Annotated in this window: 12 protein-coding genes; 8 read left to right on the top strand and 4 right to left on the bottom strand. The window is 33.3% G+C overall.

What is annotated here, in order from left to right:
• The 4 genes from gldL to topA all read right to left on the bottom strand — a co-directional run.
• Positions 1–589, bottom strand: a 589-nt coding sequence (gldL, locus tag ABI549_RS11690; protein WP_348076643.1) for a gliding motility protein GldL, incomplete at its 3' end; no start/stop codon positions are given.
• Between the two features lie 52 nt (positions 590–641).
• Complete coding sequence (gene gldK, locus ABI549_RS11685) at positions 642–2036, bottom strand: gliding motility lipoprotein GldK (protein WP_348076642.1); 1395 nt, start codon at positions 2034–2036, stop codon at positions 642–644.
• Positions 2037–2179: 143 nt separating this feature from the next.
• Positions 2180–3325 carry a formimidoylglutamase gene (locus ABI549_RS11680; RefSeq protein ID WP_348076641.1) on the bottom strand — a complete coding sequence of 382 codons (1146 nt, stop codon included), beginning with the start codon at positions 3323–3325 and terminating at the stop codon, positions 2180–2182.
• Between the two features lie 3 nt (positions 3326–3328).
• Entirely contained in the window at positions 3329–5848 is a 2520-nt protein-coding gene (gene topA / locus ABI549_RS11675) for a type I DNA topoisomerase (protein ID WP_348076640.1), read from the bottom strand.
• 320 nt (positions 5849–6168) lie between these two features.
• Between topA and miaB the strand changes: the two genes are divergently transcribed.
• The 8 genes from miaB to groEL all read left to right on the top strand — a co-directional run.
• Entirely contained in the window at positions 6169–7614 is a 1446-nt protein-coding gene (gene miaB / locus ABI549_RS11670) for a tRNA (N6-isopentenyl adenosine(37)-C2)-methylthiotransferase MiaB (protein ID WP_348076639.1), read from the top strand.
• Between the two features lie 77 nt (positions 7615–7691).
• Entirely contained in the window at positions 7692–8063 is a 372-nt protein-coding gene (locus tag ABI549_RS11665) for a GxxExxY protein (protein WP_348076638.1), read from the top strand.
• A 64-nt stretch (positions 8064–8127) separates the two neighbouring features.
• Positions 8128–9384: a sigma-54 dependent transcriptional regulator gene (locus ABI549_RS11660; protein ID WP_348076637.1), complete on the top strand. Its 1257-nt coding sequence runs from the start codon at positions 8128–8130 to the stop codon at positions 9382–9384.
• A gap of 89 nt (positions 9385–9473) precedes the next feature.
• Positions 9474–9977 carry an LptE family protein gene (locus ABI549_RS11655; protein ID WP_348076636.1) on the top strand — a complete coding sequence of 168 codons (504 nt, stop codon included), beginning with the start codon at positions 9474–9476 and terminating at the stop codon, positions 9975–9977.
• Between the two features lie 26 nt (positions 9978–10003).
• Complete coding sequence (locus ABI549_RS11650; protein ID WP_348076635.1) at positions 10004–10852, top strand: tetratricopeptide repeat protein; 849 nt, start codon at positions 10004–10006, stop codon at positions 10850–10852.
• A 3-nt stretch (positions 10853–10855) separates the two neighbouring features.
• Positions 10856–11254, top strand: coding sequence for a preprotein translocase subunit SecG (gene secG / locus ABI549_RS11645; RefSeq protein ID WP_348076634.1), 399 nt, complete (start codon positions 10856–10858; stop codon positions 11252–11254).
• 138 nt (positions 11255–11392) lie between these two features.
• On the top strand, positions 11393–11668 hold the full coding sequence (locus ABI549_RS11640; RefSeq protein WP_348076633.1) for a co-chaperone GroES: 276 nt from the start codon (positions 11393–11395) through the stop codon (positions 11666–11668).
• Positions 11669–11698: 30 nt separating this feature from the next.
• The coding region (groEL, locus tag ABI549_RS11635) for a chaperonin GroEL (RefSeq protein ID WP_348076632.1) at positions 11699–12619 on the top strand (921 nt) is incomplete at its 3' end.

Genomic DNA, 12619 nt, shown 5'->3' with positions numbered 1-12619 from the left:
AAGCAATGTTAGAAGTCATAGACTGCATTTGTTCTTTTAATTTAGAAGCGTTATCAGCAATTTCGCTGTTTGCTTGAGCATTACGAGTAGCACTTTCTAATTGAACTTTATATAAGCTATTTAATGATTCCATTTGAGCTGCTGCCATAGACATTTCTTCAGCATATTTCTTTTGAGAAGAGATAGAATCTACTGTTGGAGAAATTGCTTTTGCAGCTCCTTCAAAGTTTTTGATACTATTCCCTAAACTTGACATTAATTCTCCGTCAATTCTAGCTTCTTTTAACATTGCATCTAATTTTTGAGATAACAATCCTTGAGCATCTTCTTTTACTTCTTTTTTCTTATCTGAAGCTTGACCACCAGCTAATTCAGGATAAACTAATGACCAGTCTAAATCATGCTCAACAGGTTCAAATGCTGATAATGCAAAAATAAATGCTTCTGTTAATAATCCGATCGAAAGCATTAAAGTTCCTGTTAAAGGCCCTAATTCGAAGTGAGTAATTTTGAATAATGCTCCAACAATTACAACTGCTGCTCCCATACCGTAAGCGAAATTCATTTGTTTTTTTCCTAAAAGTGCCATAATAATAAAATTTAGTTAAGTTAAATATAAAAAATAAAGTTTGGTTAATTAATTATTTTCCTGCGTTCCCAGTTGCATCAGTCCCCATATAATCTTGTAATGTACGGAAACCAATATAACTTCTCGCAGAATCTGCATATTCGAAATCACGTGTACCTACCTGCAAGTAATAAGCTACATCTTTCCAAGAACCACCACGAGTTACCTTACGCATGTTTTTAATGTCATTTACATTTGGATTCATTGTAGATACATATTCATAAGCAGAAGGATCATAAGAAGAGTCAGTCCACTCAGCTACATTACCAGACATGTTGTATAAGTTATAATCATTTGGCTCATAAGATTGAGCTTCAACAGTATACAAAGCTTGATCTGCTGCATAATCCCCACGACATGGTTTGAAATTAGCTAAATAACAACCTCTATCATTTCTAGCATAAGGACCTCCCCAAGGATAAGTACCTGACTCTATACCTCCACGAGCTGCATATTCCCATTCTGCTTCTGTAGGCAAACGAAATGTATTTACCTGATTTCTCCCTCTTTGTTTTTTAACAAATGAATTTTTATATAAAGTTCTCCAAGCACAGAATGCTTTGGCTTGTTTCCAAGTAACACCAACAACAGGATACTCACTGTATGCTTGATGCCAGAAATAATCATTATGCATTGGCTCATTATAAGAGTAAGCAAAATCTTTAATCCAAACTGTTGTGTCAGGATAAATTTTAACTTCTTCTTTACGAATGAATTCTTTACGTTTTCCTTTTTTTGCTTTTGCTGCCGCTTGAATATCTAACCAAGAGTAACGGAATTTCAATTTTTCAACATCAAGAGTTCTTAATCCATTATAAGCCTCTTCTGAAGGAATATACATAGAATCCATAACCTCTGTATACTTATCATCTGGATACTGACCTGTCTGCCATTTCAAAGCAATTTTATGATTAACCTTTCTTCCAGCATACGGATCATCACCTGAACCAACACTGTAATAATTATCATACATATACTTATCATATACACTCATATTTGTGGTATCAGCATCAATAAAAGCATAATCCGCAATACTTCCACCTTTTTTAGAAGATTTAGATTTAGGATCATTTTTTTCACCTAATTCATCTGCCAAAATAGCCAGACGCGTTCTAACAATCGAATCTCTTACCCAGTAAACAAACTGTCTGTACTCGCTATTTGTTATTTCTGTCTCATCCATGTAAAACGAACGAACAGTAACTGTTTTAGTTGGAGCATCTTGTACATTTGCTAAATCATCATCTGATTTTCCCATGATAAAAGCACCACCAGGTACTAATGTCATTCCAAAAGGCTTCTCTGGATGCCAAGCTTTACCTTTAACACCTACAAGCTCTCCTTTGTCTCCTGAACCGCAGCTGTATAAAAATGAAACCAGTACTGCTAATAAAATGAACTTCTTCATATAAATTTGGGTTAAGTATATATTCATAACTTTTAAGGGCGTAAACCTATTTATTTATTTTCAAAAAAACAATTTTTTTATTAAAAAAACCTTAAAAAAATGAAAAATAGTTTGTTTTAAGCTTATTTTGTAATATTATAAAATTAAATTATATTTTTTCTTTGTGCTTTCCACCATCTTTCTGGTACATCTCCTGAGCAAGCAGCTAAATAATCTTCATGCATACATGGTAATAACGTCGATTTTTTTAACTTATTATTTCGAATTGATAAGAATGGGATTTCAATCCACCATCGTTCTGTAATATTACTCTTGTAAAAGACAAGCTCATCTTCCAGAGTTACTATATATTTAATATAATTTTCTTTTGTTCCAAATGGATATTCATTAGATCGGAAATGAAATCCTTCAACAAAGTACCACATTATTTGTGATATTAAAATTGATTCTTGTTTAGTACTTTTATGATTAAAAATACCCAAAGAACTCACTTTATCACTAATTCCAGCATATCTTGACAAAGAACAAATTTCTTTACCTGAGAAACCATTAGGCACAAATGTAGCAAAATTCCCTGAATCTGAAGATTTTACAGATAATAAATCAACACTTACTAAATCTGCATCACGAAAAACCGGTTCTGCAATAGTTGAATTGTTACAAACTTCTCCCAAACGATAGGCATCAAAATATAGTTTTTCTATTAAATCGATTTCCTCTTGCGCATTAAAATAAGTTTGAAAACCTATATTACTATAATTAAATAAATTATTTGGCTCATCGACAATCATTTTCGTTAAATACGATTCGGACTGTAAAGCATTATCTCTTGCAAAATCAAATTTACTATCTATTGAAACCACATTGACCATTTGCTCTAACAAATCATAAGCACGGTACATCGCATATGTTAAATCTTGAGAACCTCCTATAACAATTGGAACCACTTTATTCTTAACAAGTTGAGCAATTGCGGTTTTTAGAACATAATAAGTGTCTTCTAATGATTCTCCCGCTACTATATCTCCCAAATCGACGATTTGCTTTTGCCAATTACCTGGAAACAAACTATAAAATTCTTTTCTAATATTTGATAAATCGACAATTTCTTTAGTATCACCCAATCCTCTATTTTCTAAAACCCCTATTATTGCAATAGATGCATTTTCAATATTTGGAAATTCAGTATCAGTATGAAATACAACTTTCTTACCCAAAGTTTGCGGTGACAATCCTTGAATAAATTCTAAAAAACTTTCGTCTAATGGTTGTAAAAAATCAAATGCCATATCTTATTTCTTTTTAGCAACCGCTTTCTTTGCTGTGGGTTTTTTAGCTGTAGTTGCTTTTTTAACTGGTGCTTTCTTTGCAGGTGTTTTTTTAGCAATCATTTCTTGCACTTCTACCAATGTTAATTTTGTAGCGTCAACATCTTTGCTTAATTCGATTTTGATTTTTCCTTTTGTAATTTCAGATCTTCCCCAACGTGCTTTTTGAACCAAAATCCCTTCAGCTTCCCAGTTGTGGATTACCTTATCGATATTTTTTTGAATTTTATCTTCAATAATTGTTTCAATGTCTTGTTGTGACAAATTATTGAAATTGTATTTTGTACTTACATTTATAAAAATGCCATTCCATTTTAAGAAAGGTCCAAAACGACCCGTTCCTTTTTGAACGCCTTCACCTTTGTAAACTGCCACTGGAGCATCAGCTAATAATTTTTCGTCGATTAATTCTTGTGCACGAGCTAAATCTACATTTAATGGTTCTTCGCCTTTTGGTAAGGAAACAAAAGTGGTTCCGAAACGGATAAAAGGCCCGTAACGTCCGTTTGAAACTTCAATTTCTTCTCCTTTATACGTGCCTAAATTTTTAGGAAGTAAAAATAAATTCAACACTTCTTCTAAGGTAATATTCCCTATATTTTGTTCTTTTAGCAAACTGGCAAATGTTTTTTCTTCATCATCGGCAGCACCAATTTGAGCCATCGGTCCAAATTTACCCAAACGAACAGAAACAGGTTTTCCAGATTTTGGATCTATTCCTAGAATTCTTTCGCCCGATTCTCTATCGGCATTAGCTTCGACATCTTTTACCGTAGGGTGAAATTTATCGTAAAAATCTTGCATCATTTTTGCCCATTGGATGTTTCCTTCGGCAATTTCATCGAAATCTTGTTCTACTTTGGCAGTAAAATTATAATCTAAAATATTATCGAAATTCTTCACTAAGAAATCGGTAACAATAGTACCAATGTCTGTTGGAACCAATTTTCCTTTATCAGAACCCGTATTTTCTTTGAGCAACTTCTCTCCTACTTTACCAGATTGAAGCGTCAATTGTGTATAATTTCTTTCTTGACCTTCTAAATTTCCTTTTTCGACATAATTTCTATTAATAATTGTAGAAATTGTTGGCGCATAAGTAGATGGACGACCAATACCTAATTCTTCTAATTTTTTTACCAAAGAAGCTTCCGTATATCTTGCCGCTGCACGAGAATATCTTTCGGTAGCAGTAATATAATTGTTTATTAGTTTTTCATTTACTTTCATCGAAGGCAACATTCCTTCTTGCTCTTCTTCGTCATCATCATGACCTTCTAAATATACTTTTAGAAACCCTTCAAATTTAATAACTTCTCCAGAAGCTGTAAAATTTTCCGAATGATTATTGGCCTCGATTTTAACATTCGTACGTTCCAACTCCGCATCACTCATTTGAGATGCAAGTGTTCTTTTCCAAATCAAATCGTACAAACGCGCTTGGTCACGGTCTATATTTACAGTATGTTGCGACATATCAGTAGGACGAATCGCTTCGTGAGCTTCCTGTGCGCCTTTGCTTTTATTGACAAAAGTTCGAGGTTTAGCATATGCTGCACCGTACGATTTAATAATTTCAGCTTGGGCCGCTTCCATCGCATCTTTCGATAAATTTACACTATCGGTTCTCATGTAAGTAATGAGTCCAGCTTCGTACAAACGTTGTGCTAATTGCATCGTGATTCCAACTGGTAAATATAATTTACGAGCGGCTTCTTGTTGTAAAGTCGATGTAGTAAATGGTCCTGCTGGTGTTTTTTTGGTAGGTTTTGTTTCTAAATCTCCTACCTTATATATAGAACCTATATTTTTATTTAAAAAATCTTCGGCTTCTTTTTTGGTGTTAAAATTCTTAGGTAATTTTGCTTTGAATGACTTTCCAGCTTCGTTAGTAAATTCAGCTTGAACAGAATAAGTAGCCACAGGTTTGAAATTGATGATTTCTCTTTCTCGTTCTACAATTAATCGAACTGAAACCGATTGCACTCTTCCCGCTGACAATCCTCCTTTTATTTTTCTCCACAATACTGGCGATAATTCGTAACCCACTAATCTATCTAAAACACGACGTGCTTGTTGTGCATTGACTAAATTATAATCTATCTCACGTGGATTATCGATGGCTTTAAGAATCGCAGTTTTTGTAATTTCATGAAAAACAATACGCTTTGTTTTTTTAGGATCTAGTTTTAATTCTTCGGCAAGATGCCAAGAAATGGCTTCTCCCTCGCGATCCTCATCGGAAGCTAACCAAACCATATCGGCATTTTTAGCTAAAGTCTTTAGTTTAGAAACCAACGCTTTTTTGTCGGGCGAAACTTCGTATTTGGGTTTAAAACCATTTAACACATCTACTCCAATTTCTTTAGAAGGCAAGTCGGCAATATGCCCATAACTTGATTCTACTTGGAAATCTGCTCCAAGAAATTTTTCGATTGTTTTTGCCTTTGCAGGTGATTCGACTATTACTAAATTCTTTGCCATTGCTTGTTTGTTTCTTCGGCAAAAGTAGAAGTTTTTTTTATATAATATCTTTTTGGGTGCGTTTTTAGAAATATTTTCTTTTGGACTAGGTGTTTTTTAGCCCAGATTGAAGTGAAAAGCCCGGAGCAATAAAAGTAAAAGTTTCTTGTTTTAGAAAAGCGACCAACGGAAGCTCTTTCTAGAACTTTAGAAACTTTACTTTTTTTGTGAGGACTTGTAACGGAAAGCGGGAATAGCTCCTTATAAAATTTTTGTTAAAATAAAACTGCCATCTTGTCAGATTTTTTGTTTTGCACTATCTTTGCCAAAGAATTTGACTTATGGAAAAGATTATTGAAGAAAGCAAACAAGGCGAAAGTCTTATTTTAGAAAACAAACCCGAGAACACTAAAAAACTTTTTATAGAGAGTTATGGTTGTGCTATGAATTTTTCGGACTCGGAAATTGTAGCGTCAATCCTTTCTGGAAATGGCTATAATTCCACAAATGTTTTAGAAGAAGCCGATTTGGTTTTGGTAAATACCTGTTCTATTCGTGATAAAGCAGAACAAACTATTCGCAAGCGTTTGGAGAAATATAATGCTGTAAAGCGTATTAATCCGAAGATGAAAGTAGGCGTTTTAGGTTGTATGGCGGAGCGTTTGAAAGACAAGTTTCTTGAAGAAGAAAAAATAGTTGATCTTGTTGTAGGTCCTGATGCTTATAAAGATTTACCTAATTTATTGAACGAGGTTGAAGAAGGTCGTGATGCGATAAATGTGATTCTATCTAAGGATGAAACTTACGGAGATATTTCTCCCGTTCGATTAATGAGTAACGGAATCACAGCATTAGTTTCCATCACTCGTGGTTGCGATAATATGTGTACGTTTTGTGTAGTTCCTTTTACTCGAGGTCGTGAACGTAGTCGTGAACCACAAAGTATCATGGCTGAAATTCAAGATTTGTGGGATAAAGGTTTTAAAGAAATTACACTTTTGGGTCAGAATGTAGATAGTTATCTTTGGTATGGTGGTGGCTTGAAAAAAGATTTTACCAATGCTACCGAAATGCAAAAAGCAACTGCTGTCGATTTTGATCAGTTATTAGAGATGGTGGCCGTTGGTTTTCCGAAGATGAGAATTCGTTTTTCGACTTCAAATCCACAGGACATGCATGAAAGTGTTTTACACGTTATTGCGAAACACTCTAATATATGTAAGCACATTCACCTGCCTGTTCAATCTGGAAGTAATCGTATATTAAAGGAAATGAATCGTTTGCATACGCGTGAAGAATATATGGTTTTGATTGATAAAATTAGAGCTATTATTCCAAACGCATCTATTTCGCAAGATATGATTGCTGGTTTTCCGACAGAAACTGAAGAAGATCATCTAGACACAATGAGTTTGATGAACTATGTAAAGTATAATTTTGGTTATATGTACAGTTATTCCGAACGTCCTGGTACACTAGCGGGAAGAAAAATGGAAGATGATGTTACCGAAGAAGTAAAAGCCAGAAGATTACAAGAAATTGTCGATTTGCAACAAAAACACGCTTGGTTGCGTAGTGAAGAATTCATTGGTCAAACAGTAGAGGTTTTGGTCGAAAAAATGTCGAAAAAATCGACAGAAGAGTTTTCAGGAAGAAACTCGCAAAGCATTACAGTGGTTTTTCCTAAAGAAAATTATAAGATTGGTGATTTTGTGAACGTGAAGATTGAAAGTTGTACCAGTGGCACTTTGAAGGGAATAGCAGTTGGCTTGAGTGGAATGAATTAGTTTTAGCCACGAATTACACAAATTAACACGAATTATTTTGACGTGATATTTCACGAATTTTAAATATAATAAATTACATGGAGTTATATAAACAAGATGAATACTATAAAATCATTGGATTATGTATGGAAGTCCATAGGATTCTTGGTGGTGGGCTTTTAGAAGCTGTTTATAAAGAAGCTCTTGAAATTGAGTTTACAAATCATAACATTCCTTTTCAAAGAGAAAAAGAATTTGTAATTGAATACAAAGAACATACACTTAAAAAGAAATTTTATGCAGATTTTGTAGTTTATAATGAAATCATATTAGAAGTAAAAGCTACAAAGTTATTAATAGATGAAAACATAGCTCAAACTTTAAACTACATGAATATTACGAAAAGTAAATTAGGAATACTTGCTAACTTTTCAAATAAATTGTTACAACACAAAAGAGTTATAGTTTAAAAAATTAGAGTAATAATTAAGTGCAAAAAATTAGTGCAAATTAGTGTAATTCGTGGCTAAAATTATGGAAACAGTACAAAGTATAAAACAACGGTTTGAGATTATTGGGAACGACCCGAAGCTTAATCGTGCAATTGAAAAAGCGATACAAGTAGCTCCTACTGATATTTCAGTATTAGTGGCTGGAGAAAGCGGTGTTGGTAAAGAAAATATTCCAAGAATAATTCATTCTCTTTCGCACAGAAAACACGGCAAATATATTGCTGTAAACTGCGGAGCCATTCCTGAAGGAACTATAGATAGTGAACTTTTTGGTCACGAAAAAGGCGCTTTTACAGGCGCAACGGGAACTCGTGAAGGTTATTTTGAAGTAGCTGATGGCGGAACAATATTCCTTGATGAAGTGGGCGAATTGCCGCTAACGACACAAGTTCGTTTGCTTCGCGTTTTAGAAAATGGCGAATTTATAAAAGTAGGTTCCTCTCAAGTGCAAAAAACCAATGTACGAATTGTGGCTGCAACCAATGTCAATTTATTTGATGCCATCGAAAAAGGAAAATTCCGTGAAGATTTATATTACAGACTAAGTACTGTAGACATCTTATTACCTCCTTTGCGTGACAGAAAAGATGATATTCATTTATTATTTAGGAAATTTGCTGCCGATTTTGCCCATAAATACAAAATGCCTCCTTTAAAATTAGATGACAATGCGGTTTCGGTTTTACAGAAATTTCGTTGGTCAGGAAACATTCGCCAGCTGAGAAATATGGCAGAGCAAATCTCCGTTTTAGAAACAAATCGTGATATTTCGGGTAATACTTTATTGTCTTATTTGCCACAAGAAGGAAGTAATTTACCTTCCGTTATTGGTGGCAAAAAATCAGAAAGCGACTTTTCGACCGAAAGAGATATTTTATACAAAGTGCTTTTTGATATGAAAAGTGATTTGCATGATTTAAAGAAACTGACGTTGGAATTGATGAAAAACGGTTCGGCAAAAGTGCAAGAAATCAACACTAATCTAATTCAAAAAATATACGGTTCTAAAGAAGCAGACAGCGAAATTTCGTTTGAAGAAGAGCCAAGAAACACAGCCTTCAATAATCACAACGAGGAAAATGACTTTGAAGAAAATGAAGACAATTATTTGTTTGCAGAAACAATCGAAGAGGAAGAAGTCTTAAAATTGGAACAAAGAGAAATTGAAATGATTAAAAAATCGTTAGAAAAAAACAAAGGAAAACGCAAAGCTGCTGCCGACGAATTGGGTATTTCAGAAAGGACTTTATACAGAAAAATAAAACAATTTGATCTTTAATTGATAATGAATAATTGACAATTGATAATTATTTGAATACCTTTGACACGAGCGCTTGTTGAATTGGCAAAGCAATTTTTAAAATAAAAATGAATAAAATAAAACATATATTCTTACTTTTTCCTTTTTTTTTACTTCAATCTTGTTCAGTTTACAACTTTACTGGAACAGGAAAAATTGATGCCAAAACTTTTCAAGTAGGTTATTTTCAAAATATTTCAGAATTAATAGAACCCGGAATAGATAGAGATTTCACACGTCGTTTACAAGATTTAATTCAAAATCAAACGAATTTAAATTTAACATCAACCGATGGTGATTTAGTTTATGAAGGCGAAATTGTAGATTACAGAATTAGCCCAATGACTGCAACAGCCGATTTAACAGCAGCGCAAAGTAGATTATCAATAACTATCAACCTTAAATTTTCAAACAAAAAGAGACCAGAGGAAGATTTCGAAAAACGTTTCACTTTTTATGATGATTATGATGGTAATAATCTGCCAACAGGAGCGCAACTAAAAAAATCTCTAGACTTGATTTTCGAACGTATATCGCAAGATATGTTTAACGCTACATTAGCAAAATGGTAATCTATGTATTAGATTAAAATCTGAAAATGAACGTAACAGAATACACCTATCTAATTAACAAACCCGATGCCGTCAATGATAGGCAAATCATTGCTTTAGAACAAATTCTATATGATTTTCCTTATTTTCAAAGCGCAAGAAGTTTGCATTTAAAAGGTTTGTACAAGCAAGATAGTTTCAAATATAATTCTGAATTAAAAAATACCGCAGCATTTACAACAGATAGATCAATTTTATTTGATTTAATTACTTCCGAAAATTTTACAGGAATTCAAAAAGGTTATTTCGAAGAAAAAGAAGCCCAAATTCTCGACATAACTGTTGTAGATAGTACAATTATAGAAATTGTTGGTATTGAAACTACAGAAGTGAGCAAACTCGAAAAATCGATTATCTCATCAATAATCGAATCCAATCAAGATATTAAAGAAGAAATAATTCTAGAAGAAATTGAAAAAATAACCGTTGAAGAAAAATTAGAAATAGGAAAACCTTTAACATTTAACAATTCTGAAACACACTCGTTTCAAGAATGGTTGCAATTAGCTAAAATAAAACCAATAGTTAGAGAAGAAAACATTATTGAAGAAAATAATTTATCTTCAAAATTAGATATTATTGACAAATTTATAGAAGCAAACCCTAAAATTTCGCCAGTCAAAAAAGATGACTTAGCTCCTGTTATTGCTATAAAAACAGAAGATAATTCTTATTTAATGACCGAAACTTTAGCCAAGGTTTATTTAGAACAAAAAAAATATAGCAAAGCAATTCAGGCATATGAAATATTAATTTTGAAATATCCAGAAAAAATTACTTTCTTTGCAGACCGAATTTCGGATATAAAAATGTTACAACAAAATAATAATAGTTAAACAATGAGCACATTTACAATTTTTTTAGTCTTAATAACAATAGTTTGTTTCTTACTTATCGTAGTTATCATGGTTCAAAACCCTAAAGGTGGTGGATTATCTTCTTCATTAGGAGGTTCAACTCAAATGGGTGGAGTACAAAAAACAACAGATTTTTTAGATAAAAGCACTTGGTATCTTGGAGCAGCACTTATTGTATTAATTTTAATGTCTAGTTTAAGTTTTAATGGAGAAAACAGCGACACTGGTTCAAAAATAATTGATGACAGTAGTGTTACTTCTCCAGCAATTCCTACTGCACCACAAGCAACTCCAGCAGCTGCAAAAACAGAAACAAAACCAACTGAAACACCAGCTACTTCTGAAGCTGCGAAACCAGTAACAGAAGAAACTAAAAAATAGTTTCTTACGAAATACAAAATCAAAATGCCAGCCTGTCAATGCTGGCATTTTTTATAAGAAAAATTGTCAGTTTTAATCACTTGGCATAATTTCTGAAAAGACAATAACATCATTAAAATAAAACAAACATAAATTATTATGGCATTAAATATTAAACCACTTTCAGACAGAGTTCTAATAGAACCAGTAGCTGCTGAGACAAAAACGGCTTCAGGAATTTTCATTCCAGATACTGCCAAAGAAAAACCACAAAAAGGAACTGTAGTTGCAGTAGGAAACGGCAAAAAAGACGAGCCACTTACAGTAAAAGTTGGAGATTCTGTACTTTACGGAAAATATGCAGGCACCGAATTAAAATTAGAAGGAAAAGATTATTTGATAATGAGAGAAGAGGACATTTTAGCAATTGTCTAAAGTCAAATAAACCAATAAATAAACAACAAAATGGCAAAAGATATAAAATTTGATATAGAAGCACGTGACGGATTAAAACGTGGTGTAGATGCATTAGCAAATGCAGTAAAAGTAACACTTGGACCAAAAGGACGTAATGTTATCATTGGAAAATCATTCGGTGGACCAACAGTTACTAAAGATGGAGTTACCGTTGCAAAAGAAATAGAATTGAAAGACCCATTAGAAAATATGGGCGCACAAATGGTAAAAGAAGTGGCTTCTAAAACCAACGATTTAGCTGGAGACGGAACTACAACCGCAACAGTTTTAGCACAAGCCATTGTAAAAGAAGGATTAAAAAATGTAGCTGCTGGAGCAAATCCGATGGATTTGAAAAGAGGAATTGACAAAGCTGTTGAAGCTATTGTTGCTGATTTGACAAAACAAGCCAAAGTTGTTGGAAGTGATTCGGAAAAAATAAAACAAATTGCCTCAATTTCTGCTAATAATGACGAAGTAATTGGAGAATTAATCGCTAATGCTTTCGCAAAAGTTGGAAAAGAAGGAGTTATCACAGTAGAAGAAGCAAAAGGAACAGATACTTATGTAGATGTTGTAGAAGGAATGCAGTTTGACAGAGGATATCTTTCTCCATATTTTGTTACCAATCCAGAAAAAATGGATGCAGAATTAGAAAGTCCATACATCCTTTTGTATGACAAAAAAGTTTCTTCTCTAAAAGAATTATTACCAGTTCTTGAGCCAGTAGCACAATCCGGAAAGCCTTTATTAATTATTGCCGAAGATGTAGATGGTGAAGCATTATCAACATTGGTAGTAAATAAATTACGTGGCGCATTAAAAATTGCTGCTGTTAAAGCTCCAGGTTTTGGTGACAGAAGAAAAGCAATGCTTGAAGATATCGCAATATTAACTGGTGGAACTGTAATTTCAGAAGAAAGTGGCTAT

Origin of the sequence: Flavobacterium sp. (assembly GCF_039932285.1) — a bacterium.
In the GTDB taxonomy this organism is placed as follows: Bacteria; Bacteroidota; Bacteroidia; order Flavobacteriales; family Flavobacteriaceae; genus Flavobacterium.
This window is presented reverse-complemented; position numbering and strand designations above follow the sequence as displayed.